Raw genomic sequence first — 25,086 nt, forward strand, 5'->3', positions numbered from 1 at the left:
GTGATAGAGCAGGGAAGTTATTTAAATATACTAAATTGTAAGACTATTTAGTTTTTCGACATTCTTCTACATGAATATGATAAGATGGTTTTGCTCATGATAACGTTTACAAACGGAGGGGTATATATGAATGAGAAAGCGCTGTCATTTAGTGGTGTTTTAACTGTAGGGCTCATGCTATTCGCTCTTTTCCTCGGAGCTGGGAATATGATTTTCCCTCCATTCCTTGGTCAGCAGGCAGGCGATCAAGTGTGGACAGGGATTATCGGATTTTTGATCACAGGAGTGGGACTTCCTTTAATGGGGGTAATCGCCATCGCCAAATCCGGCGGAGATCTTCAATCTCTTGCAAACCGTGTACATCCATTATTCGGATTAATTTTTACTATTATTATGTATCTTGCAATTGGGCCGTTTTTCGGAATACCAAGAACCGGCACTGTTGCATATGAAATTGGCGTCATTCCTTTCTTATCTGAAGATGCAGCAAAATACGGGGTTTCCCTTCTTATCTATTCGATTGTCTTTTTTGCACTTACAGCTTGGCTTGCAATGAATCCTTCCAAGCTGGTTGATAGGATCGGAAAGATCTTGACACCTTCCCTGCTTATCATTTTGACCATCTTAGTAGTGAAAAGCATTGTTACTCCGATGGGGAGTTTCGGTGAACCGAATCCTGCTTATCAGGATGGTGCGCTCTTTAAAGGATTCATCGAAGGCTATCTGACGATGGATACAATTGCAGCGTTAGTCTTCGGGATCGTAGTCATCAATGCAATAAAGGACCGCGGCATCACGAGCAGGACAAGTCTGACTAGGATCACGATCATTGCGGGCGTCATCGCTGCGGCGGGACTGGCACTCGTGTACCTTTCCCTTAGCTATATTGGAGCCACGAGCACGGATTCGATCGGTGTCCAGGCTAACGGAGGAGCGATTCTTTCCGCAGCAGCTGACCACTTGTTTGGTTCTTTAGGTGCAGTGATTCTCGGACTTGCCATCACATTTGCCTGCATCACGACATCCGTTGGATTGGTATCGGCTTGCGCCCAATATTTCACAAAGATTTTACCAGTATCTTATCCAAAACTTGTCATAATATTGTCTGCGTTCAGCATGCTGATTGCAAATATCGGGTTGACTCAGCTGATTGCCGTTTCATTGCCGGTACTCATCATCATTTATCCATTGGCAATTGTATTGATTCTGCTTTCGTTCATGCATAATTGGTTCAATGGCTATTCATTGGTTTACATTGGTGCCTTGGTTCCGACAGGCCTGATCAGTCTGGTTGATGGTCTTAAGACAGCTGGTATGGACGTAAGTGCAATAAGCAGCGCTTTGAGCTTCCTTCCTTTCTATGCGGAAGGAATTGGCTGGCTCGTTCCTGCATTAGCTGGGGCTGTCGTAGGATATGTCATAGCTGTTCTGGCCGGTGCATCAAAACGTACTATTGAAGCTTGATTTTATTGAAAAGAAGGACCGTTGAAGAAGTTTATACTTTTTCAACGGTCCTTTTTGTCATCTACTAAAATAAAAAAAGCCAGTACACCAAATGGCATACTGACTTACATGATTATTGATCATTGATCATCTTTTCAATTTTTTTCAGTGCACCAGGCTCCACTTTTTCAATCGTGGTGGCTGCTTCCTCCAATGCTTTACGGTAGTCATAATGCCTGAAGGCTTCTTCTGCCACCCGCAGCCCTTCCTGTACTGATTGATATCTGCTTCTGTAACGATTTCCGTACTGAATGATCTTCTCTGAGAGCAGGACATTCTCGATCAGTTCTTGCGTCTTGTTATAGAAGTGATCGACTGTATCGGCCGCTTCCAACAGTGTTTCCTGGATGAATTTCATATTCAACGGCTTCTCTGTCAGACTCGCGTTCACTTGTTCAATCTTTCGGTGAACTTCAGTCAGAAGGTCATCGTAATCTGCCGGAAGGCCCGGCACATTGCTTTTAGCAATCATCCGGCTTGCTTCAGCCGTCTTTTTCTTGAGCTCCGCAATTTTTTCACGGGTCGTCAATTCATCTTTTCTTAGATTTTGCAGGTGTAAGCCGAATTCCGACTGTTCCCCGTTAAGTGCTTCGAGTCCGCTTCTGATTTCCTTGAGTTCTTCACCCAGCGCTGAGTAAGCCGTCTGATTGTTTTCAATTTTATTGATGATCAGTTCATGACGCTTCGATAATTGAATGATTTTCTTCTGAAGCTCCTGAGGTGTCCGAAGATCGGATTCATGTAAATGGTATCCTTGCTGGACAAGGTTCACTTCATACTGTATGTCATCATTTTCTTCTTTTGCTTTTATCAAACCTTCTGTCGTCTCATCCTTGTACTGCAGGACGAAATGTCTTGCATGTACCTCTTTTTCCAGTACATCATACAGCATTTCAACCTTATTCTTGATTTCTTGTAATCCTTGTTCCACTTCTTCGACTTCGAGTGACTGAAGACGCTCAGTGAAACCGGCAAGCGTTTCATTTAAATCCTTCACTTCTTTTTCCACTTCTACATGCTCTAGTATGTAGCCTTGCTCTTTCATTTCCACATAACCGGCTTCCAGTTCGGATAACTGTGAAGGCAGGATATTCTCGCAGTCTGCAGTCAGCTTTGGAATGCTTTCCATCTTGTAGGCGATCGCCTTCATTTCCTGACCCAGGTTTAAGACGATTTCTCGCGCATCTAGATAATTCCCCTGATCTGTCAATTCGTTAAATTGTTCGATTTCTTTCGCGAGCGTGTCCAGCACAGCTTCTATTTTCTTAGCCGCTTGGCCGTATGTATGACGATATGCAAGCAGCTGCTTCTTGCTGCCACGGTATTCTTCTTGTAAAAGTTCGATTTCTTCCCTGTTCTTTTCCTCACTGCCTACAAGTTCGTTCAGCTCTTGAAGGATCTTGTCGATCTTAGCTTCTGTGTCTGTCAGGACCGCATCGATTTTAGCAAGTGTCTCTTTTGATTTCTTGAAACGGAACTTATCTGTGTATTCTTCTGCATCGAATAGCAATTCTTCAATGTCAGGAAGCTGAACAGCCACGATTTCGTCCCATCCCTGTCTCCAGCCTTCAAAAAGCTTTTCCGTTTGACCAGTCATGTTAAGCTGTTTGACTTTAGACAGTTCTTCCGGGATCGGCCGGTTCATAATATCGACCTTCCATGCTTCGTAACGGTCGATTTCCGTGTAATATTTCTTTCTGGATAAGACTCCTATAAGGAATAAAATCAAGATTAGTATGATTCCAGCGATGACATATTGCATCTTAAGCCCCCTGTTCAACTATTCAGTAGACATCTATATCAATTTGAAAGTTTCATTAATAAATACTCATTGTTATAATGATACCATGAGAACGACATTTTTTGACTAATAAATTCTATTTTTTCAACTGTAAAAAGTTAAATTTTAGTGTTTTCTCTAAAAATAGTGAATGTTTCATAGAAAATCGCTGATGATTTTTGAAGAAGGAAGTGTTTTCTTGATGAAAAAAGTCGATGGACATATTCATACACCATTTTGTCCTCATGGAAGTTCGGACTCATTCCATCAATATATTGAAAAAGCCATCTCCCTTCAATATACCCACCTGACTTTTACCGAGCACGCCCCCCTTCCTGCCGGCTTTAAGGACACAACGCCGGACGGGGACAGCGGGATGGCTCTTGACGATGTTCCATTATACTTCGATGCAATAGAGGAACTGAAAGAGACATACAGAGGCCAGATTACAATCCTGTCCGGATTGGAAGTCGACTATATTGAAGGATTTGAAAATGAAACAACCGATTTTCTGAATAGATGGGGTTCCCGATTGGATGACAGTATTCTTTCTGTCCATTTCTTGCACCACAAAAATGAATGGGACTGCCTTGATTTCAGTCCTGATGTCTTTTTACGCATGATCGACCGGTACGGTTCCGTCGACGCTGTCTATGCTCATTACTACCAGACAGTGCTGAAATCCATCGACGCCGATCTTGGGGCTTTCAAGCCGAACCGCATCGGGCATATCACGCTTGTTAAAAAATTCCAAAAGATTCACCCTGCCTCTAAGCCTTTCACGGAAGAAATCCATCGCATTCTTAAGGCTGTGGCAGAAAAGGGGCTCGAACTCGATTACAATGGAGCTGGAGTCATCAAGCCCCACTGTGGTGAGTCATACCCTCCTGAGGATGTCATTAAATACGCACGGTCACTCGACATCAAAACCGTTTATGGGTCTGATGCTCATTCTGCGGCCGGCATCGATCAGGGAAGACATGAGATGGAGCTGTAAGACAGCAAAAAGAGATTGCCCATATTGGCGGCAATCTCTTTTAACGTATAATCAGATGATGAGTTCCTTCTTGTAATCCGTCGTACCTTCGGGTGTCATCAGCAGGTTGATCCATTGATCGATATTTTGATAATACTGATCGACAAAATAATATTCCTGCGGAAACATCTGCCATACTTCCCTCAAGTGCTGGCTGTTTAAAAACGGCATGGTCAGCATCGATTTCAATTGAATGACGAGGAAGCTGATCGGTTGTTTCTTAAATGACCGGTCAACCATACCCTGCTCGAAAAGGCATTTCATGTAAAATCTTTCTTTCATGAGATACGATGAAATGATTTCCCGTACGATTTGCGAATCGATGGATACCTCCCGCCAGATGAAACGGGATAACTGATGATTTTCACTTTGAAATTTCAGTATTTTAAATACTGCACGCTTCAAGCATAAATCCGCTCGGATATATTTGAGAGAATCCACCTCTTCTTGCAGGAAATGCAGATATTGTTCGAAAAAATGGGTAAAACACGCTTCTAACAGTCCCTGTTTACCTTTGAAATAATATGAAATGGTGGCCGGATTCACTTTCGCCTTCCCAGCGATATCCCTTACGGAGGTCCCGTCATATCCATGATCATAAAACAATGAAACAGCTGCTTGAAAAATGGATTCCTTTGGCGAAGTAGAGGTTTGTCCCTTTTTCATATTCTCCCTCTTTTCTCTTCTTTTAAATTGTCTCCAATGCAACGGATCAAAACGAATCTATTGAAGCTTCTTTGAAAGTATGCTAAAAATGTTCTAATAGAGTTATCACATAGTGTTTAACAATGATTTCGCTTTTACCTGAAGAATTCCTTTAAGTATTTCTCGACAGTTTTTCCCTACTCGGGACGACACTGCAAGGAATTCTCACTGATTTTGTAGAAATGGGGGAAATAATGATGTTTCAAGCAGAAAAATATCAAGGAGCAAAAAAAGATAACTACGGTCTTGTCACGAAGCAGCTTAAAGCACTGCTTGATGGTGAACCGAATGAAATTGCTAATTTAAGCAATGCCTCTGCCCTATTAAATCAATTTTTAGATCGGATCAATTGGGTAGGGTTTTATTTATACGAGGAAGAAAGCAACCAACTCGTATTGGGACCATTCCAGGGCCTTCCTGCATGTGTTCGCATCCCATTGGGGCGCGGAGTTTGCGGTACATCCGCCAGCGAAAGAAAAACGCTTGTCGTTGAAGACGTCCACAGCTTCCCTGGGCACATCGCATGTGACGCTGCTTCTCAATCAGAAATCGTCATCCCCCTTTTTAAAGATGGGAAACTACTGGGGGTACTTGATATCGACAGCCCTGAAAAAGCCCGTTTTGATGAAGAAGATCAGAAATATTTAGAAGCATTTACCGAGGAGCTTCTGAAACACCTATAATACAAAAAGAAGCGTGCAGAACTTACATCCTGCACGCTTCTTTTTTATTTTACATCACATCACTTGGGAACTTCACTTTATTCAATGCCTGTTCAAGATCATCCCAAATATCTTCCGATGATTCAAGACCGACAGAGAGTCTGAGAAGGGTATCGGTGATGCCCATCTTCTGTCTTGCTTCTTCCGGGACGACTGCATGTGTCATTGTAGCAGGGTGCTGAATCAATGTCTCTGCATCGCCAAGGCTTACCGCGATTTTAATCATTTGCAAATCATCCATGAACCTTTGGGCATCTTCCTTCGAACCTTTAATGAGGAAAGAAATCATGCCGCCGGGCTTTTTCATCTGCTTCTTCATGATCGCATGCTGCGGATGATCCGGGCGCCCTGGATAAATGACCTTTTCCACTGCTGGATGGGTAGCAAGCAGGCCAGAGAGTTTGTCGGCACTTTCACAGTGTCGGTCCAGACGCACGGCCAGAGTCTTTAAACCTCTCAATAATAGCCATGAATCAAATGGAGAAATGATTCCCCCGATATCCTTTTGTGTCGTCATCCTGATTTCAGCCATTTTCTCCTGTGAACCGACCACAATACCGGCAATGACATCCCCATGCCCGCCAATATACTTCGTCGCGCTATGAATCACAATGTCACAGCCAAGTTCCAATGGTCTTTGCAGGTAAGGAGAACAAAATGTATTGTCCACAACAACAGGGATCCCCTTTTCATGGGCTACCTTCACCACCATCTGCAAATCTATCAATTGCATCGTCGGATTAATCGGTGTTTCTACGTAAATGCAGGTTGTATTTTCTTGGATTTTCGCCCGAATTTCTTCTTCTGTATCCATTGCAGAGAAATCATGCCCAATCGCAAATTTCTCATGCATTAATTCGAGCAGGCCGAATGTACAGCCGTACACCCCTTGGGAACAAAGAACATGATCTCCTGATTTGGTCAACGAAAAGAGAACCGCTGAAACGGCAGCCATCCCTGAACCGAAAGCAAGGGCCGCTTCTCCCCCTTCAAGCGATGCCATTCTTTCTTCTAAAATGCCCACCGTCGGATTGCCGAGCCTTGAATAAATATATCCTTCTTCTTCACCAGCAAAGCGGTTTTCTCCCTGCTTGGCATTGGCAAAAGTATAAGTTGAAGTTTGATATAAAGGGGGCGCTAAACTATCAAAATGCTGAGAAGATTTATACCCCTCATGAATCACACGTGTCTCAAAATGTTTCTCATCTTTCATCAAGTATTCCTCCCACTGTGTTCCCTCTAAGATCTGTTACTCTTCTATTCTAGAATATGATAATCTTGCTAAAAAAGAAAGCGTTTACATTAACGTGTTAAAGGATCAGTAAATAAATGATCATTAAGGATTCACTTCCCCATGACAGGCAAAAAAAAGGCAGCTTCGAAAGCCGCCGGCGTGATAGTGGATCATTTTGTTAAAAGACGGGCATCCAGATCTTCCACCACCTGGTTTTTCCCATGATTCTTTGCGGTATAAAGGGCTTCATCCGCTTTTTTGACTAATTCCTTTACCGATTCTGGGCCGCTTCCATGTTTTCCCCAAGATGAAAGCCCGCATGAGAGCGTAACCCTTGGCTGTGTTTTACAGGCAATCATTTCCACAATGGTTTCAGCAATGACAAGGGCTTCCTTTCGCCCAAGCCGGGGCAGATATACAGCCATTTCTTCTCCACCCCAGCGCGCGGCCATTCCATTCCCGCCTACATGATCCTTCAGAAGGCTCGCTACCTGGATGAGGACTTCATCACCTATTTGATGACCATAACTATCATTCACCGATTTAAAGTCGTCAATGTCGATTAGAAGCAGCGTACCCAATTTGTCTTCTTTCATCGAAGTTTCCATTTTGGCATCAAGGTGATGCCGGGCGTACAGTTTCGTCATATGATCAGTGATGACCAGATGCTCAAGTTCTTCCCTTAGGGTCGCATTTGTAATCGCAAGGGCAGAATGATGGATAAACGACTGCAAGAGTTTGTACATATCAAACGAAAACATATACGGCTCTGAATGAAGAACGACACAGAAGCCGATCAGCGTTTCATTTTGGGTCATCGGCACAGCCATAAGAGATAGATAATCTGGTTCGCCAATCCGGTCACTGACGTCTCCCAAAAAGATAGAATCCCGCTCCTTATTGATCCGTTCATTTACATAAGATATGTATTTTTGGCCTTCTTCTGTAAAAAACACTGAAGAGCTCTGATCCAGGATGACTGATTCATTCTTTTCATTTAATACGAATCCGATTGCACTCGGCTGAAATGAACGCTGTATCTGTTTCTTTAAAAAGAATATAGTGTCGGACAAGCGGGACTCCAGATTAAGTTGATGGGAGGTTTCATTGATAAGCTGCAAATCACTGATCAGCCTTTTCGATTGCTCATACAGTTTGGCATTCTCCAATGCGCTCCCTGCTGTATAAGCAAGTAATTTGATAAACTCAATTTTTGACTCTGTAAACAGCATATCGGGCGCTGTGCCTACTTCCAATACGCCATAAATTCCCTGTTTTCCTCTTAACGGGGCATAGAGCATGGATTCTTCATCCAGTTCAATATCCCCGTTAACAAAAGCCTGCATGGCATAAGGATTGGCTTCTTCGAAATCAAAGCATGTAATCGGAAGAGAACCGAAATCATACCGGTCATTTGAGAGAAGGATTTGGAACGTATCCTGTGGAAAAACCTCTCCCAGCGTCTCGATAATTTGCACCAATAATGTCTGAACATCCCGGTTGGAATGAAAAACTTCCGTTACCTTGAATAATTCCCGATAACGTCTTTCTTCTTCACACACGCTCTGAATGTTCCAAGCATGTTTCAGGAACTGATCGCTCGCTTTCCAGAAAGAAGACAGCCATTCCGCTTCAGCTGCTTCCAAGGCAGCGGGACCCTGGATAAAAAGCACATACGTTTCTTCAACATTCTTCTGAAATCGAAATCCACATTGAAAGACTGAATCATGGGAGTCCATAACAAAATAAGAGGAGCCTCTAAAGGAGGTCCCCGCACTGCCTTTGCTCATTGCCTGTGGAATACCGAGCTCTCCGGTACATTGCAGCAGGCGGTATTCATCCTGTTTGCTGCTGTATAAAGAAGCTTTTTCTATCCCCAGGCATTCATTTAACACCTCGAGCCAGTTCTGGAGATGTACTGATTGCAGCAGCCCGTTGGACATATCATCATGAATCAAATCGAATAATTTAGATTTATAAGCATGTAATTTATCAGTTTGAATGTTCATTTCCTCACCCGTACCTTAAAAGGTTTGTGAATCTAAGATTAACGCGATTTTGCAAGGACCAATTCGTCCTCATATACGACGAGCCATAATGAGTCATCAGCAGACAGCGGATGTATTTCCAATGGCTTTGTTTCTTTTGTAAGCTGTATGACAATTTCTTGTTGATCTATCGCCACATTGGCCTTATGATTGCTTTTCTCATAACGGAATGAATGACGGGTTGAATGACCATTTTCCGGCTGCTCTGTTTGATTCAGCACTTCTAAATCATTTGAAAAAAGGATCCATTCATTTTTATTTATTTTTGCCCACAGGCCTTCCCCGTCACCAAGTATTTTCATTTCCTCGATCTGTTCTTTCAGTGCCGTGCTATGAAGCACGTTAAAATGATGCTTATCTTCTTTTTCAATTTCATATAGTACAAGAACCGGCTGTTCACCGGCCATTCTGGTCACCGCTGCAACGGCGTTTTGTTCACCATTCTGTTTCATGAGAACCTGTGCGGAAACAAGCGGTTCCTTATGTTGTTCCACCTCTCCCGGGGAGGCAGCATATACATAACCGATTACCACGACCGACAAACATGAGGCAATCAATAAAAATCGTATGTATTTTTCACGCTTTGTTTCATTCAAAAGCATTCACCTGACTAACTTATTTGCCACTCATTATTATATCATACGAAGAACCGTACGACTGATAATTTTTGCAATATTTAGGTAGTAAATTGGTAAATGCAGTTCGGGATTGATAGAAATGGTTAAAGGCCGGCCCGGGCAAGTCTTACAGAAGTATTTGTCACTGACTACAATAGATTAGACGGATGTCGATATTTACAGGTTTTAAAATTCAGCGCAAAAAAAGTCTATTTTCTTTACCGGCTCATTTTTTCATTCTATACGAAACTAAAATACTTCCTTGACTTCTATCCTTCTACGTCATATAATGTTCTTTGTGTAAAATAATGCAGCTTCAGTGAAGTCCTTTATGTTTGTATTTTGTTCCTCTTATGTTGAGGTGTATCTTGTAACCCTCTGCTGCTAGGGCGAAGGTACATGAAAACAAAATGCACATAATTGTTAATTCACAGGTGTTTTTATTTTACAACAAAATAAAAACAATAAAGGAGGAGTCTCTCATGGCTCGTTATACTGGTCCAAGTTGGAAATTATCTCGTCGTCTTGGAATCTCTCTAAGCGGTACGGGTAAAGAATTAGAAAAGCGTCCTTACGCTCCAGGTCCTCATGGTCCTAACCAACGCAAGAAAATCTCTGAATACGGTTTACAACTTCAAGAGAAGCAAAAACTTCGTCACATGTACGGAGTAACTGAACGTCAATTCCGTAACCTATTTGACCAAGCTGGCAAATTACAAGGTAAACACGGTGAAAACTTCATGGCTTTACTTGAGTCTCGTCTAGATAACGTTGTTTATCGTTTAGGTCTTGCGCGTACTCGCCGTCAAGCTCGTCAGCTTGTTAACCACGGTCACGTAACGGTTAATGGATCTCGCGTAGATATCCCATCTTTCCGCGTACAACCTGGACAAACAATCTCAGTTCGTGAAAAGTCACGCAACTTTGCCATCATCAAAGAAGCTCTTGAAGTGAACAGCTTTGTTCCTGAGTTCTTGACTTTCGATGCTGACAAGCTTGAAGGTACTTTCACTCGCGTTCCTGAGCGTTCTGAATTACCAGCTGAAATTAACGAAGCTCTTATCGTTGAGTTCTACTCTCGTTAATCTTTGTGAAGAAGAAACTCTGCTCTTTTATGGGGCAGGGTTTTTTTGTTCTTTTAGCAAGGGGAACCGCTTCTCCAGGAATTACGGTTTTGGGGATGTGGGTAGATCCCGGTAATAAAGAACATTCGACAAGTTGCTCAATTATGAAAAAAGTGGCGCAATAATTTTAAAAGTGGCTTATTTATTTTGAAAGAGGCTCAATTATTCAGAATCCGGCGCAATAAATATTAATATAGTTATATTCCTGCATTTCCCACTCATTTCTCCACTGTTAACTCTCTCATTTTCATTAAATCAAGCTTCCCCCAATCAAAACCAACCTAATATCTGCCTGAATGCAGCCAAATCCATACAAAAAACAGCGCAACCTCTTAAACAGAGATTACGCTGTCCTCCAAACCAATCACTACTTACACATACTGAATCTTAAAGTACTTCTTCTTCCCGCGGCGGATGATCGTAAATTGTCCTTCGATCATATCCTTCTCATCGATCACATGCTGCAGGTCCGTCACACGTTCACCATTGATATAGATCGCACCGTTCCCAACATCTTCACGCGCCTGGCGTTTTGAAGGTGAAATTTTTGCATTCACGATCAAATCAACAAGACCGATCGCATCTCCTTTAGGCTGCTCGAATGACGGTACATCCTTGAAGCCTTCAAGGATTTCAGATGCTGAAAGTGACTTGATGTCTCCGCTGAAAAGAGCTGCGGTAATACGGATTGCCTGATCAAGTGCTTCTTCACCGTGGATCATTTTAGTCATTTCCTCGGCAAGTGCTTTCTGTGCTTTACGTAAATGAGGCTCCGTCTCCACCGATCCGGCAAGTCCCTCAATTTCTTCCTGAGACAGGAATGTAAAGTATTTCAGGTATTTCACGACATCCGCGTCCGCTGTGTTGATCCAGAACTGGTAGAACTCGTATGGTGACGTCTTTTCCGGATCGAGCCAGATCGCGCCGCTCTCCGTCTTACCAAACTTTGTGCCGTCTGCTTTCGTTACAAGTGGAATTGTAAATCCGAATGCTTTCGTTTCTTCTTCGTGTGTCCTGCGGATCAATTCAAGACCGGTCGTGATATTCCCCCACTGGTCGCTTCCGCCAATCTGAAGCTTACAATTGTAGTTATCGTATAAGTGATTGAAATCGAGTGCCTGAAGAATCGTGTAAGTGAACTCAGTGAATGAGATCCCTGATTCCAGGCGGGAAGAGATCGTATCTTTTGCAAGCATATAGTTGACACCTACATGCTTACCGAAGTCTCTCAGGAATGTCACGACATCCATCGCGCCAATCCAGTCGTAGTTATTCACCATGACCGCTCCGTTTTCCCCTTCGAAATCGAAAATGCTTTCCAGTTGATTCTTGATGCTTGCTGCATTGTGCCTGATCGCATCGATCGTCTGCAGTTTACGCTCTTCATTTTTACCGCTCGGATCACCGATAAGACCAGTAGCCCCTCCGACTAAAACCAGAGGACGATGTCCTTCATTTTGAAAACGGCGGAGAGTCAGGAAAGGCAGTAAATGACCGATGTGCATGCTGTCTGCGGTCGGGTCGATTCCGCAGTAAATGGAAATGCTTTCTTTATCTAAAAGGTTTTTCAACCCTTCAGCGTCTGTTTGCTGGTAAGTGATTCCACGCCACTCTAAATCCTTCAATAATTCCATGTCCAATCTTCCTCCTTCTTCTCTTCCAATCATTTGACACACGCCTGAAAAACAAAAAAGTCCCTGCATATATGCAGGGACGCTGTCGCGCGGTACCACCCAAATTAAGGAAAATACATCCTTCACTCAATAAAGATAACGGCTTTAACCGTTTGCTGCTACTAAAGGTTCACAGCAAAAGCTCCAGGATGTAATTCATCTGCATTTTGTGTCAGTTTTCAGCGGCCACTGACTCTCTGGGGAACAGGGAATGCAAACTACTCGATCCTCTCATTGCGGTAGTGTCTATATGTCAAACGAATTGAAAAAATCAATACTAACTATATTAGGTTTTTACCATAATGCACGATATTAGTCAACAAAGTCAAGAATTTTTTATGTCGAAATACCTTTTTTGTTTGACTTTTTGCGACAGTGTTCTCTCGTATATGCTATAATAGGAATGTTCTAGGGGGAATGAAAATATGAGAGAAACATGGAACAAATTACTTGAAAAATTAGATCCTGCCATCAGGTTCTTTACAAATACCAGAGTTCATAAACGAGCAAGAATTACATACGGAGTATTTTGGAACCTTGCACTGATCACCCTTGTCGTTTTGGTGTTAGGAACGGCCTTCGCCGGTGGTGTGGGTGCCGGTTATTTTGCATCATTGGTCAAGGAAGAGCCGATCCGCTCATACGGCCAAATGAAAAAGGACATCTACAATTATGAAGAAACCTCGCAGCTTTATTTCGCCGACGATGTCTATCTAGGAAAATTAAGGACGGACCTTGAACGTGAAGAAGTGAAGCTCGAAGATGTATCAGAGCATCTAAGAAATGCTGTCATCGCAACGGAAGATGAATATTTCAAAGAGCATAACGGCGTGGTCCCTAAAGCGATCATGCGTGCAGTGGTGCAGGAATTCACCAATTCTTCCACTCAATCGGGCGGAAGTACGCTCACACAGCAGCTGATCAAGAATCAGATCCTGACAAATGAAGTATCCTTTGAAAGAAAAGCTAAGGAAATCCTTCTCGCCCTGCGACTGGAAAGATTCTTTGAAAAGGACGAAATCCTCGAAGCTTATCTCAACGTTGCAACATTGGGAAGAAATTCATCAGGACGTAATATCGGCGGAGTCCAATCTGCTGCCCAGGGGATTTTTGGCGTTGATGCAAAAGACCTGACTCTTCCACAGTCAGCATTCATAGCCGGATTGCCCCAGGCTCCATTCAGTTACACACCATTCATGAACAATGGAGAACTGAAAGAAAACCTTGAGCCGGGTATGTCACGTAAGAACACGGTCCTCTACAGGATGCACCGTGAAGGCTATATTACAGACAAGGAATATGAAGAAGCAGTCGCTTATGATTTAACAAAAGATTTCATTGAGCCGAAAGCTTCTCCGAATGAAAAGTATCCTTGGCTGACAGCCGAGCTTGAAAGCAGGGCCATCGACATCATGACGGAGGTTCTTGCCAAGAAAGACGGGTATTCAAAGCAGGACATTGAAAACAATGATGAGTTGGAAGAGAAATATCACACATTGGCCGACCGCAATGTCCGTCAAAGCGGGTATGAAATCCATTCAACCATCGATAAAAAAATCTATGATCAAATGCAAAAGACAAAAAATGCATACAACATGTACGGACCATCAAAGACTGTCACAACAACCGATCCTGAAACCGGCGAAGAAGTCCAAGTCGAGGAACCGGTACAAGTCGGCGCCATCATGATAGAAAACAAGACTGGAAGAATCATAAGCTTCATCGGTGGCCGTGATTTTAAAATCGAGCAGTTGAATCACGCAACTTCTTCCTACCGCTCGAACGGTTCGACAATGAAGCCGCTGCTTGCTTATGCGCCGGCATTGGAGTATGGCTATATTTCACCGGGGTCGCCACTGCCTGATGTTGGAGTCAATATTAATGGTTGGACACCGGAAAACTACTCATTGAGAGAGCGTGGACTATTCCCTGCAAGACATGCACTTGCAGAGTCCTTGAACCTGACGGCGGTCAGAACGTATGCGAATATATATGACCGCAATCCTTTCAATGAATTCCTGATGAAGATGGATTTTGCTAGACTGAGCCGGGTGGATAACAACTTGTCCCTTGCCCTCGGAGCCACGACAGATGGTGTGACGGTCGAAGAAAACGTCAATGCTTATGCGACGTTCGCCAATGGAGGAAAGTTTGTCGACGCCTATATGATCGATAAGATCGTCGATCAAGATGGAAACTTCGTATTTGAACATAAATCAGAAGCTGTGGATGTATACAGTCCTCAGACTGCTTATCTGACGATCGATATGATGAGAGATACGCTTGACCATTCCCTTGGAACTGGCCGCTACGCGAAAAGATTCCTGAACTTCTCATCGGATTGGGCAGGAAAATCGGGTACTTCCCAGGATTATAAAGACCATTGGTTTGTTGCTTCCAACCCAAACATCACCTTTGGTACTTGGTTTGGGTATGATACACCTTCAGACTTAAATACCGCAGCATCCCGTGCGCAGTATGGACATTACGGATTAAGGAACATTCGTCTATGGTCCTTCCTGCTGAATGATACAAGGGACCTTGCACCAAACCTGATCGATCCCGAAGGCTCCTTTAAAGAACCGGGCGGAATCGTGCGACGTTCATTCTGTTCCATCTCCGGACTGCTTCCTTCAGAAGCATGTACGAAAGCTGGACTTGTCAAGAGTGATCTGTTCAATGCCAAATTTGTACCGACCAAAACAGATGACAGCTTGTTGATGAGCCGTTACGTGATGGTGAACGGAAAGAAATATCTTGCGCTTCCTAATACACCGGAAGAATTTTCACAGCCAGGGGTCATCCTCAACCCTGATTTTGTGAAAAGTGTCTTCGGTAAAGTACCTGGGGATGCTTCAAAACTGATCCCTCAGGAAGATGAACGTTTCAAAAATGTTCTGATTGCAGAGAATAAAATTTCAGATGATGGAGCTGCACCCGGTACGGTGAAAGCTTCTGTGAACGGAAATAAGATTACATGGACTCCTTCCGGAAGCGGGGATGTCGTCGGTTACCGAGTATATTCTAAATCCGGAAGTAAAGTAGGCAGCGTCAAATCAGGTGGTAACTATTCAGTTTCAGTAGGTAACGGAGAATATTTCGTCAAGGCAGTTGATGTGGCCGGTAAAGAATCGTCTCCGTCCAACACGGTTCAAGTAGGGAAACCGGAACCAAAGCCTGAAAAGCCAAAACCTGAGCCGAAGCCTCCGGGCGGGGATAAACCAACAGATCCCAAGCCTCCGGAGCCGGATAAACCGGAACCTCCTCCAGCTGACGGTGGCGGAGACGGCGGCACCACGCCTGAGCCGCCTGGTGATGATGAACCAACGGATCCTAAACCGCCTGAAGAAGGAACAGAATAAAAAATGGAAAGCGAGCACAGAAATAGTTTCTGTGCTCGCTTTTTATGAATTGAGGAATATCTATACAAAAATCCCCGCTTCGATTAACAAGCGGGGGTTTTCTCTTGACTATTAATCTTCCATCGTACTCAAATCACCTGTAGGTAAATCCAGCTCCCATGCTTTCAAGACACGGCGCATGATTTTACCGCTTCGTGTTTTTGGAAGTTTTTCACGGAATTCGATTTCACGTGGAGCAGCATGGGCTGCCAATCCTTTTTTGACAAACTGGCGGATTTCCTCTTTCAGCTCGTCTGTCACTTCATACCCGTCACGAAGTGCGATGAAGGCTTTGATGATTTCACCGCGTACCGGATCAGGTTTCCCGATAACACCGGCTTCAGCGACTGCAGGGTGTTCAACAAGCTTACTCTCCACTTCGAACGGACCGACACGTTCACCGGATGTCATGATGACATCATCGACACGGCCCTGGAACCAGAAGTAGCCCTCTTCGTCCATATAAGCAGAATCTCCTGACACATACCAATCGCCCGGCATGAAGTAAGACTCATACTTTTGCGGGTTGTTCCAGATTTGGTTCATCATGGACGGCCAGCCTTTTTTAATGGCCAGGTTCCCCATCCGGTTCGGAGGCAGCTCATTCCCCTGATCATCGACGATCGCAGCTTTCACTCCAGGGAAAGGTTTACCCATTGAGCCCGGCTTGATTTCCATACAAGGATAGTTACAGATCAACTGTCCTCCTGTTTCAGTCATCCACCACGTATCATGGATGCGCAGGTTGAAGACCTTCATTCCCCAGCGCACCACTTCAGGATTAAGCGGCTCTCCCACGCTCAGGATATGGCGAAGCGAACTTAGGTCGAACTGTTTGACGACCTCATCGCCTGCACCCATCAGCATCCGGAAAGCGGTCGGGGCACTGTACCACACGGTCACCCCGTAATCTTCAATCGTTTTATACCAATTTTCAGGCTTGAAACGGCCTCCTACAATCACGTTAGAGGTACCTGTGAGCCATGGGCCGAAGATTCCGTATGAAGTTCCTGTTACCCAGCCCGGGTCTGCCGTACACCAGTACACATCTTCTTCCTGGAGATCCAGCACCCATTTAGACGTTTGGTAGTGCTGAAGCATCGCATTATGAACATGCAGGACTCCCTTAGGCTTTCCTGTTGAGCCGGATGTATAATGCAGGATCAGACCATCATTTCGATCCACCCACTCGATGGCAAGCTTATCACTTGCTTCCTTGAATTTTGCATTGAAATCAACATGGACATCGTCTTCCTGAACGTTGTCCCCAATCAGGAATACATGTTTAAGATGAGGCAGTTCACTTACAGGAACACGGTCCAGCAGTTCAGGAGTCGTGATGAGCACCTTTGCTTCAGAGTCCTCCAGGCGGTCTCGTACGGCACCTTCCATGAACGCTTCGAATAAAGGACCTACGATAGCGCCCAGTTTCACCGCTCCAAGAACGGAGAAATACAGCTCCGGTGATCTTGGCATAAAAATGAACACACGGTCGCCTTTTTCCACATCACCGTACTGTTTCAAGACGTTTCCTGCTTTATTGGATAATTTCTTCATATCAGTGAACGTATATTTGTCATCACGTTCAGGATCCCGATAATAAAGGGCGACTTTATTTTTTCTGAATGATTCAGCATGACGGTCTATCGCTTCATACGCTAAATTGACCCGTCCTGTCTCATGCCATGAAAATTCTTTTTCAACTTCATTCCAATCAAAAGTATCATACGTATTTTCATAGCTTTCCAGATTATAATTCCCCTTCGTGACTGGTAACGCTTCCACTTTCATATACCGAATCCCCCTTATGTAAGAATTTACAACCTTATTATAGTATATAAATTATATTTTCTCAATTTTTTAAAAAGTCTGTTGCATTGATTATCCTCAATATATATAGGTTTGATCGCAGATAAACCATTGATTTATAGGTATTTCACAATAATGTTCAGACGACAAAATTTATTTCAAACGTCTGAAAATTTTGTGAAAGCGCTCTACTTTTTTCTATTTCATGTATAATAGATTGAGAGGAATATCTTTAGGTGGTGTCCAGATGAAATTGAAGAAAACCTATAATGCAACTGAGTTAAAGACAACAAAAGGAAACTTGATCATTGAAGGGCCGATTCATGCAGAAGAGCTGGCACGTCTTGATTTTCATGAAGATTTGGTCGCATTCAGACCTCCCGCACAGCAGCATAAAGCTCTCGTCGAGATTGCCGGTTTACCTGAAGGAAGAATTATTATCGCTAGGGATAATCATACGATAGTAGGCTATGTTACATATCTATATCCTGATCCACTTGAGCGGTGGTCTCAAGGGAAAATGGAAAACCTGATCGAGCTTGGTGCCATTGAAGTCATCCCGAAGTACAGGGGGGCATCAGTCGGAAAGCACCTGTTAAAAGTATCTATGATGGATGACAATATGGAAGACTTCATCGTCATTACAACCGAATATTACTGGCATTGGGACCTGAAAGGAACGGGGCTGAATGTTTGGGAGTATCGTAAAATCATGGAGAAGATGATGAATGCCGGCGGTCTGGAATATTATGCGACGGACGATCCTGAAATCAGTTCGCATCCAGCCAACTGCCTGATGGCGAGAATCGGGAAGCGAGTCGACCCCGAATCCATACAGCGATTTGATCAGCTTCGGTTCATGAACCGCTTTATGTACTAATCTATACGTTTTCTAAAAGGGGTGGAGAACATGATAGTAGAAGAAATAATGAAAACGAACGTGGCTGCCTTGCACCCAGAAGATACAATCGAATCAGCCATTCAGTTAATGCGAGAAAAGAAAATCAAACATATTCCGATTACGAACGAGAATTCAGAAGTGATAGGGATTGTAAGTGACCGGGATGTAAAAGACGGCACCCCGTCCATTTTCGATAAGGACTCTTCAGCTCCAGAGCTTAAGAAACCCCTTAAATATATTATGAAAACGGATGTCATAACCGGGCATCCGCTGGATTTCGTCGAGGAAGTCGCCGCTTTATTCTATGAACATCATATCAGCTGCCTTCCGATTGTACGGGAAAACAAACTGATCGGGATCATAACGGAAACAGACCTCCTTCACACGCTGATCCAGCTGACCGGAGCCAATCAGCCAGGCTCACAGATCGAGGTAAAGGTCCCTCATCGTGCAGGGATATTATATGATGTGGCAGGAATCATCCGTCGCCATAACAGCAATATTTTAAGTGTACTTGTATACCCTGATAAAAAGGATGAAGCATTTAAAATCCTTGTCTTCCGAGTGAGAACCATGAATCCGATGAACGTGATAGAAGATTTGAAGAAAGAAGGGTATGACGTGTTATGGCCAAACATGCCGGGAATGTCTTCATGATGAAAGATGCTGTATTTATCTATTCCGATGAACTTCTCGGGTACCGCTTCAATGATCAGCATCCTTTCAACCAGACCAGGTTGACGCTGACGATCGATTTATTGAAGGAAATTCAGGCTCTTCAGCCCGAGGAAATCATTCCGGCAAGAATGGCAACGGATGAAGAGTTATTTCTTAATCACGATCCCAACTATGTAAACGCTGTCAAGAGAGCAAGTACTGGCCAGCTACCCGCAGAACAGGCAGAAGGATATGGAATCGGTACGGAAGATACCCCGATGTTCGATGGAATGCACGAAGCAAGCGCCTTTTTAGTCGGAGGGACGCTTACAGCAGCGGATTATGTGATGACAGGAAAAGCGAGACATGCACTTCATCTCGGCGGCGGCCTTCATCACGGATTTAAGGGAAAGGCTTCCGGATTTTGTATTTATAACGACAGTGCAGTCGCCATCCGGTACTTACAAGAGAAATATCATGCAAGAGTGCTGTATGTGGATACTGATGCTCATCATGGGGACGGTGTGCAGTGGTCTTTTTATGATGACCCCGATGTCTGTACATTGTCCATCCATGAAACCGGAAGATACTTATTCCCCGGTACCGGAAATATTAATGAACGCGGCCATGGGAAAGGATATGGATTTTCGTTCAATATCCCCTTGGATGCATTCACAGAGGATGAATCATGGCTCGAGGCATACGAAACGAGCTTCAGGGAAGTTGTGGAATTCTTCAAACCCGATGTCATCCTTACACAAAATGGTGCAGATGCCCATTACTATGATCCATTGACACATCTTTCTTCAACGATGAAGATTTACAAGGAGATCCCCCGCATCGCCCATGAACTGGCTGAAAAGTACTGCAACGGTAAGTGGATCGCAGTTGGAGGCGGCGGATATGATATTTGGAGGGTCGTTCCGAGAGCCTGGTCCTTGATCTGGCTGGAGATGACCGGACGTACAGATGCGGCCGGCACATTTCCATCTGCGTGGATTGATCGGTGGAAGAGTAAAGCCGGTGTCACGTTACCCACTGAATGGACGGATGCTCCTGATATCTATCCTGCCATACCGCGCAAAGGCGAGATCACCGAAAAGAACAGGCATACTCTTGAAAAAGCCCTCTATCCCATCCGCCAGCAGCTCAGGCAGAAGCCTGGGAGTTGACACTATTAGATTAAAAAAGGCTCAGAGTCCCTCACAGTACTCTGAGCCTTCACTGTTATTCCTTTCATTCCGCCTGCCTTCAAAAGCAAAAACCACTCCAACTCTGCATGTTGAAATGGCTTCCCTTCATCTATTCTTCTTCATAAGTAGGATCACTGATGATGATTTCCACTCTTCGATTCTTTTGCAAATTCTCAGCGGTATCATTCGGTGCGATCGGACGCGTATCGCCGTAGCCCACTGCGATGAAGCGTTTGGGATCGAGGTTTTCAGCCCCGGTCAAATAACGGATGACAGCACTGGCACGCGCTGATGAAAGTTCCCAGTTGGAAGGGAATTGATAGGTGGAAATCGGCCGATTGTCCGTATGCCCTTCCACTTTTACAAAGTTGGGGATTTGGGATAGCAACTCTCCCACTTTATTCAAAAATGGATAGGACGTTTCAAGGATCGCTGCTTCTCCGGAGGCAAAGAGTGCCTGCTCCTGAAGGACAAGGACAACCCCTCTTTCCGTTCTTGTCGCCACTACGATTTCACTTAATTTATTTTCTCTTAAGTAGGATTGGATTTCAGAAAGCAATTCCTGCAAGTCTTTATCCCTTTCGGCTCCGTCGTCCATCTCTATTTCCGGCTCGCTTGACGGCGTTTCAAAAGGAATGACAGATGGGTAGAATTCAAGAATCTGCTTCTGCTGAAATGAATCGGCAATGGCCCGGAATTTTACAATATCAATCTGCGACATTGAAAAGAGCAATATAAAGAATACAAGAATAAGAGTGATCAGATCCGAGAAGGTAACCATCCAGCGAGGTGCATTCGACCTGGGTTCAGGCGGTTTCCTTCTACGCCTCATCAAGGGCAGCCTCCTCATGCTTCAGCAGTTCGTCATGAGACAGAAAGACTTTGAGCTTTTCTTCCAGTATCCTCGGATTCTGCCCAGATTGGATCCCTACTACGCCTTCAATGATGATTTGCTTCATGAACACTTCTTTTTCCGTACGCATCCCTAGCTTGGATGCCATCGGGATGAATACAAGATTGGCAAGCAATGATCCATAAAGGGTGGTCAGGAGCGCAATCGCCATGTTGGGTCCTAAAGAAGACGGATCGTTCAGGTTCTTCAACATCAGGACAAGGCCGATCAAGGTTCCGATCATCCCCCATGCAGGTGCATATTCACCCGCTTTGTCCAGTAAACTTCTGCTTTTCCGGTGACGCTCTTCGAGTGCAATGATTTCTGCATTCATGATATCTGTAATCATATCAGGTTCCATGCCATCAACGGCCAAAAGGACCCCTTTTCGGATGAATGGGTCCTCGATTTCTTCCACTTCCGCTTCCAAAGCCAGGAGGCCCTCCCTCCTGGCTTTTTCAGAGAGCATGATGAAGGTGCGGATCAATCCATGTATGTCGTAATCCTCATCACGGAATGATTCACGCATGACTTTCCCCAGCTGCTTCAGTTCTTTGAGTGAGAAGCTGACAAGCATGGCGGCGATCAAACCGCCGATGACAATAAAAATAGAGGGAAGGTCCACAAATGAACCAAACCCTGAAAGCCCTGCGTTTGATATGATGGCAAACGCTACAAATAGAAAGCCTACGACTACCCCAATAGGCGTAAGAACATCAATCTTCTTCATATTGACTCTCCCTGTAAATAAGTTCTTTTTATCTTAGGCACAATTCTCATATTTTGTTGTTTTAACCTTCGTATTATCGGATGTGCAATCAGCTGGGTCGAATCGAGTACATTTATGCACTTCATTCAGACTTCTCCAGAAACGTAAGAAAACAACAATTCTTTAGAAAAGAGCCTTGTCTTATCTCTATTATCGACAAAAAACTTATTTAGTTGAGCGTCTATGTTCAATACGGTGTGGTAATACAACGGTTTCTTCTTCGACAGTTTCCTTATTCATGTATTTCGTCAAAAGTCTCATCGCAACGGCACCGATGTCATACAGCGGCTGCACGACTGAAGTCAGTTGAGGTCTTACCATGAGTGCAAGCCTTGTGTTATCAAAGCTGATGATTTCCACATCTTCAGGGATCGCGACACCACTGTCCTGCGCACCATGCACCACGCCTAGAGCCGTTTCATCGTTTCCAACGAAAATCGCTGTCGGTTTTTCATCCAGCTCAGAGAATTTCTGCCAAGCTTCCAGCCCTGAATCATATGTGTACTCCCCTTCAATCACAAGGTCGTCGTTGAACTCCACTCCTGCAGAAGCCAGTGCTTCTCTATATCCTTCAAGCTTAAACTTCATATTGATCGTATCGTGGAAAGGACCGCTTACGAACCCGATTCGTTTATGTCCTTTATCAAGCAGATCCTTCACTGCATCATATGTCGCAGCCTTATAGTCAATATTCACAGACGGGACTCTGTTCGTTTCTTCAACGGCACCAGCAAGGACGATCGGAACCGGGGAACGTTCAAATTCCTGAACATGCTCTTCGGAGATATGTCCTCCCATGAAGAGAATTCCATCCACTTGTTTTCCAAGCATCGTGTTTAACAGATGAAGCTCCTTTTCCGAATTCTGATCGGAGTTGCTCAGGATGATATTGTATTTGTACATTGTGGCAATATCCTCAATCCCACGTGCCAGTTCAGCATAGAAGATATTTGAAATATCTGGGATGATGACTCCGACTGTTGTTGTTTTCTTACTTGCAAGTCCTCTTGCCACCGCATTCGGACGGTACCCCAAGCGGTCGATGACCTCAAGTACTTTCTTTCTTGTTGCCGGTTTTACATTGGGATTTCCATTTACTACACGAGATACAGTTGCCATCGAGACATTTGCTTCACGCGCTACATCGTATATTGTTATATTCATTACTGACACTCCTTTATCTTCTCAACTTATTACTGTTATTTTACACTAAACATTCCCTAAGAAAAAAGCGATTACAATGGTTTGTTAAAAAATGCACATATTTAGCGTTAAAATAATCATTATAACAGTGTTTAGTCTATTTATCTGCAATTATGTTGATTATCATACGACAGAGTTTGTTTAACTGCAATGATTGACGTTTATAAATATCCCTTTTAAGGCCGCTGTTGATTTCCGTGCAAGACTTCGCTTTCCGCAGGTGACTCGTGAGCCTCCTCGCCGCTGCGCTCCTGCGGGAAGAAAAGCGGAAGGGCTTTGTTCAGAGGCGGGTGGCATAAGACGAATCGGCCTGGAAGGCGCTCTTTGCCTTCTTGGTCGGTTTGGCTTATGACATGTGCCTCTAAGCCCTGGAGCTGGACACGTCTCACATTAGTCACTTCTCCCGCAGGAGTCTTCGTTTTGCACTCCAATCAACAGCTGGATATAACTTTAATCCACAATTATTTATACAATACCTTAATTGAATTATTCACCAAACCAAAAAGGCTGGACTCTGTGGAAGTCCAGCCTTTTCTCTATACCCCGTATTGGGTTGGTTAAACGTTAATTGTGCGTCCTTTTAATAGTTCCTGGTAGAAGTGATCGAATTGATCAAGGTCCATTTGCTGTGCTGAGTCGGATAGTGCTACAGCTGGGTCCGGATGTACTTCTGCCATTACGCCGTCTGCTCCGATGGCGATAGCTGCTTTTGCAGTCGGAAGCAGAAGGTCCCTGCGTCCAGTCGAATGCGTGACATCCACGAATACAGGAAGGTGAGTCTCTTGTTTAAGAATCGGAACAGCTGAGATATCCAGCGTGTTTCGTGTCGCCTTTTCATACGTACGGATACCGCGTTCACAAAGGATGATGTCCCCGTTACCTTGTGAAATGATATATTCAGCTGCATTGATGAATTCATCGATCGTTGCAGCAAGACCTCTTTTTAATAGGACAGGCTTCTTCACTGAACCGGCAGCTTTCAGCAATTCGAAGTTCTGCATGTTTCTCGCACCGATCTGGATCACATCAATGTAATCGAGTGCAGGTTCGATATCTGCAGGATTCACGATTTCACTGACTACCGCCAAATCGTATTCATCCGCAACCTTCTTAAGAATCTTTAATCCTTCAATGCCCAGCCCCTGGAAATCATATGGAGAGGTTCTTGGCTTGAATGCACCTCCGCGAAGTAGTTTCAACCCTTTCGCTTTGACAGCCTGTGCCACTTGAGCCACCTGCTCATAGGATTCCACTGCACACGGACCGAAGATGAAGTGAGGATTCCCGTCACCGATTGCATCTCCATTGATATTCACAATCGTATCTTCTGCCTTCTTCTTACGGGATACTAATAATGCTTTACGATGATCATCTTTCTGTAATTCCAAACCAGCTTTGAAGACCTCTTTAAAAATATGTTCAATGGTCGAGTTTTCAAAAGGACCATTGTTATTTTCCTTGATCAGGTCTAACATTCCTCTTTCACGAACAGGATCATATCGGTATACTCCTTGCTTTTCCTTCACACGCCCGATTTCCTGAACGAGCTTAGCACGTTCATTGATGGTTTCTAGTAGTTTTAAGTTCATCTCGTCGACTTTTTTTCGTAATTGATCGAGCTCTTGATTACTCACAATACAGCACCCTTTCTTGATTTTATCCTGTTCATACATAAAAAACTGTTTTAGTTTTATCAAAGTATGATACATTTTTTATAGATATTGAAACTAATTATAATAGAAGAATACCCAAATGTCACGATAATTTTCTTTATTAATTAAACGCTTTTAAGCGCTAAAGTATTTTAGTATCTTATGAG

Annotated in this window: 19 protein-coding genes and 1 other annotated feature; of the genes, 8 read left to right on the forward strand and 11 right to left on the reverse strand. The window is 43.9% G+C overall.

Annotation, left to right across the window (positions count from 1 at the left end; all coding sequences use genetic code 11):
* Positions 1-126 precede the first annotated feature (126 nt).
* Positions 127-1,464 (forward strand): branched-chain amino acid transport system II carrier protein, encoded by a 1,338-nt coding sequence (gene brnQ, locus ACUXV2_RS14665; RefSeq protein WP_446243922.1) that lies wholly within the window; start codon positions 127-129, stop codon positions 1,462-1,464.
* A gap of 112 nt (positions 1,465-1,576) precedes the next feature.
* On the opposite strand, the gene ezrA is transcribed toward brnQ, so the two are convergent.
* Positions 1,577-3,265, reverse strand: coding sequence for a septation ring formation regulator EzrA (ezrA, locus tag ACUXV2_RS14670; RefSeq protein ID WP_446243923.1), 1,689 nt, complete (start codon positions 3,263-3,265; stop codon positions 1,577-1,579).
* A gap of 220 nt (positions 3,266-3,485) precedes the next feature.
* On the opposite strand from ezrA, the gene hisJ reads away from it, so the two are divergent.
* On the forward strand, positions 3,486-4,280 hold the full coding sequence (gene hisJ, locus ACUXV2_RS14675; RefSeq protein WP_446243924.1) for a histidinol-phosphatase HisJ: 795 nt from the start codon (positions 3,486-3,488) through the stop codon (positions 4,278-4,280).
* Between the two features lie 51 nt (positions 4,281-4,331).
* Here hisJ and refZ read toward each other — a convergent pair whose 3' ends face one another.
* The gene (gene refZ, locus ACUXV2_RS14680; RefSeq protein WP_446243925.1) at positions 4,332-4,985 is read right to left on the reverse strand and encodes a forespore capture DNA-binding protein RefZ; all 654 of its coding nucleotides are present in this window, start codon (positions 4,983-4,985) and stop codon (positions 4,332-4,334) included.
* Positions 4,986-5,221: 236 nt separating this feature from the next.
* Here refZ and ACUXV2_RS14685 point away from each other — a divergent pair, with 236 nt between their 5' ends.
* Entirely contained in the window at positions 5,222-5,707 is a 486-nt protein-coding gene (locus ACUXV2_RS14685; RefSeq protein WP_446243926.1) for a GAF domain-containing protein, read from the forward strand.
* Between the two features lie 49 nt (positions 5,708-5,756).
* Here ACUXV2_RS14685 and megL read toward each other — a convergent pair whose 3' ends face one another.
* From megL to ACUXV2_RS14700, 3 genes are all read right to left on the reverse strand, one after another.
* Positions 5,757-6,959 carry a methionine gamma-lyase gene (gene megL / locus ACUXV2_RS14690; RefSeq protein WP_446243927.1) on the reverse strand — a complete coding sequence of 401 codons (1,203 nt, stop codon included), beginning with the start codon at positions 6,957-6,959 and terminating at the stop codon, positions 5,757-5,759.
* A gap of 191 nt (positions 6,960-7,150) precedes the next feature.
* A complete protein-coding gene (locus ACUXV2_RS14695) occupies positions 7,151-8,989 on the reverse strand; it encodes a diguanylate cyclase (RefSeq protein ID WP_446243928.1) in 1,839 nt (612 codons plus the stop codon).
* Between the two features lie 38 nt (positions 8,990-9,027).
* Positions 9,028-9,624 (reverse strand): hypothetical protein, encoded by a 597-nt coding sequence (locus ACUXV2_RS14700; protein ID WP_446243929.1) that lies wholly within the window; start codon positions 9,622-9,624, stop codon positions 9,028-9,030.
* A 503-nt stretch (positions 9,625-10,127) separates the two neighbouring features.
* On the opposite strand from ACUXV2_RS14700, the gene rpsD reads away from it, so the two are divergent.
* Positions 10,128-10,730: a 30S ribosomal protein S4 gene (gene rpsD / locus ACUXV2_RS14705; protein WP_446243930.1), complete on the forward strand. Its 603-nt coding sequence runs from the start codon at positions 10,128-10,130 to the stop codon at positions 10,728-10,730.
* Between the two features lie 410 nt (positions 10,731-11,140).
* Here rpsD and tyrS read toward each other — a convergent pair whose 3' ends face one another.
* On the reverse strand, positions 11,141-12,403 hold the full coding sequence (gene tyrS / locus ACUXV2_RS14710; protein WP_446243931.1) for a tyrosine--tRNA ligase: 1,263 nt from the start codon (positions 12,401-12,403) through the stop codon (positions 11,141-11,143).
* A gap of 72 nt (positions 12,404-12,475) precedes the next feature.
* Positions 12,476-12,686: a binding site (T-box leader), on the reverse strand.
* Between the two features lie 181 nt (positions 12,687-12,867).
* On the opposite strand from tyrS, the gene ACUXV2_RS14715 reads away from it, so the two are divergent.
* Complete coding sequence (locus tag ACUXV2_RS14715; RefSeq protein WP_446243932.1) at positions 12,868-15,804, forward strand: transglycosylase domain-containing protein; 2,937 nt, start codon at positions 12,868-12,870, stop codon at positions 15,802-15,804.
* 111 nt (positions 15,805-15,915) lie between these two features.
* Here the strand turns inward: ACUXV2_RS14715 and acsA are convergent, their stop codons facing one another.
* On the reverse strand, positions 15,916-17,634 hold the full coding sequence (gene acsA / locus ACUXV2_RS14720) for an acetate--CoA ligase (RefSeq protein ID WP_446243933.1): 1,719 nt from the start codon (positions 17,632-17,634) through the stop codon (positions 15,916-15,918).
* A gap of 265 nt (positions 17,635-17,899) precedes the next feature.
* Here acsA and ACUXV2_RS14725 point away from each other — a divergent pair, with 265 nt between their 5' ends.
* The 3 genes from ACUXV2_RS14725 to ACUXV2_RS14735 are packed head-to-tail and all read left to right on the forward strand — an operon-like array spanning position 17,900 to position 20,382.
* Positions 17,900-18,532, forward strand: a complete 633-nt coding sequence (locus tag ACUXV2_RS14725; RefSeq protein WP_446243934.1) for a GNAT family N-acetyltransferase — start codon at positions 17,900-17,902, stop codon at positions 18,530-18,532.
* A gap of 30 nt (positions 18,533-18,562) precedes the next feature.
* Positions 18,563-19,210, forward strand: a complete 648-nt coding sequence (locus ACUXV2_RS14730) for an acetoin utilization AcuB family protein (protein ID WP_446243935.1) — start codon at positions 18,563-18,565, stop codon at positions 19,208-19,210.
* Positions 19,207-20,382 carry an acetoin utilization protein AcuC gene (locus ACUXV2_RS14735; RefSeq protein ID WP_446247082.1) on the forward strand — a complete coding sequence of 392 codons (1,176 nt, stop codon included), beginning with the start codon at positions 19,207-19,209 and terminating at the stop codon, positions 20,380-20,382. Before ACUXV2_RS14730 ends, ACUXV2_RS14735 begins: the two co-directional genes overlap by 4 nt.
* Before the next feature lie 130 nt (positions 20,383-20,512).
* Here ACUXV2_RS14735 and motS read toward each other — a convergent pair whose 3' ends face one another.
* The 4 genes from motS to ACUXV2_RS14755 all read right to left on the reverse strand — a co-directional run bounded on the left by motS (position 20,513) and on the right by ACUXV2_RS14755 (position 24,901).
* Entirely contained in the window at positions 20,513-21,235 is a 723-nt protein-coding gene (motS, locus tag ACUXV2_RS14740) for a flagellar motor protein MotS (protein ID WP_446243936.1), read from the reverse strand.
* Positions 21,225-22,025 (reverse strand): flagellar motor protein MotP, encoded by an 801-nt coding sequence (gene motP / locus ACUXV2_RS14745; protein ID WP_446243937.1) that lies wholly within the window; start codon positions 22,023-22,025, stop codon positions 21,225-21,227. The genes motS and motP overlap by 11 nt, the downstream gene beginning before the upstream one ends.
* Before the next feature lie 204 nt (positions 22,026-22,229).
* Complete coding sequence (ccpA, locus tag ACUXV2_RS14750) at positions 22,230-23,228, reverse strand: catabolite control protein A (RefSeq protein WP_446243938.1); 999 nt, start codon at positions 23,226-23,228, stop codon at positions 22,230-22,232.
* A gap of 596 nt (positions 23,229-23,824) precedes the next feature.
* Positions 23,825-24,901 (reverse strand): bifunctional 3-deoxy-7-phosphoheptulonate synthase/chorismate mutase, encoded by a 1,077-nt coding sequence (locus ACUXV2_RS14755; protein ID WP_446243939.1) that lies wholly within the window; start codon positions 24,899-24,901, stop codon positions 23,825-23,827.
* Positions 24,902-25,086: the final 185 nt, after the last annotated feature.

The organism is Rossellomorea sp. NS-SX7, from assembly GCF_052828565.1.

Bases quoted from the DNA above. Each gene is read 5' to 3' on its own strand.
- ACUXV2_RS14730 (WP_446243935.1), top strand. From the start codon at position 18,563: ATGATAGTAGAAGAAATAATGAAAACGAACGTGGCTGCCTTGCACCCA.
- megL (WP_446243927.1), bottom strand. From the start codon at position 6,959: ATGAAAGATGAGAAACATTTTGAGACACGTGTGATTCATGAGGGGTAT.
- hisJ (WP_446243924.1), top strand. From the start codon at position 3,486: ATGAAAAAAGTCGATGGACATATTCATACACCATTTTGTCCTCATGGA.
- tyrS (WP_446243931.1), bottom strand. From the start codon at position 12,403: ATGGAATTATTGAAGGATTTAGAGTGGCGTGGAATCACTTACCAGCAA.
- ACUXV2_RS14725 (WP_446243934.1), top strand. From the start codon at position 17,900: ATGAAATTGAAGAAAACCTATAATGCAACTGAGTTAAAGACAACAAAA.
- ACUXV2_RS14735 (WP_446247082.1), top strand. From the start codon at position 19,207: ATGATGAAAGATGCTGTATTTATCTATTCCGATGAACTTCTCGGGTAC.
- motP (WP_446243937.1), bottom strand. From the start codon at position 22,025: ATGAAGAAGATTGATGTTCTTACGCCTATTGGGGTAGTCGTAGGCTTT.
- ACUXV2_RS14715 (WP_446243932.1), top strand. From the start codon at position 12,868: ATGAGAGAAACATGGAACAAATTACTTGAAAAATTAGATCCTGCCATC.
- rpsD (WP_446243930.1), top strand. From the start codon at position 10,128: ATGGCTCGTTATACTGGTCCAAGTTGGAAATTATCTCGTCGTCTTGGA.
- brnQ (WP_446243922.1), top strand. From the start codon at position 127: ATGAATGAGAAAGCGCTGTCATTTAGTGGTGTTTTAACTGTAGGGCTC.
- ccpA (WP_446243938.1), bottom strand. From the start codon at position 23,228: ATGAATATAACAATATACGATGTAGCGCGTGAAGCAAATGTCTCGATG.
- ACUXV2_RS14685 (WP_446243926.1), top strand. From the start codon at position 5,222: ATGTTTCAAGCAGAAAAATATCAAGGAGCAAAAAAAGATAACTACGGT.
- acsA (WP_446243933.1), bottom strand. From the start codon at position 17,634: ATGAAAGTGGAAGCGTTACCAGTCACGAAGGGGAATTATAATCTGGAA.
- ezrA (WP_446243923.1), bottom strand. From the start codon at position 3,265: ATGCAATATGTCATCGCTGGAATCATACTAATCTTGATTTTATTCCTT.
- refZ (WP_446243925.1), bottom strand. From the start codon at position 4,985: ATGAAAAAGGGACAAACCTCTACTTCGCCAAAGGAATCCATTTTTCAA.
- motS (WP_446243936.1), bottom strand. From the start codon at position 21,235: ATGAGGCGTAGAAGGAAACCGCCTGAACCCAGGTCGAATGCACCTCGC.
- ACUXV2_RS14695 (WP_446243928.1), bottom strand. From the start codon at position 8,989: ATGAACATTCAAACTGATAAATTACATGCTTATAAATCTAAATTATTC.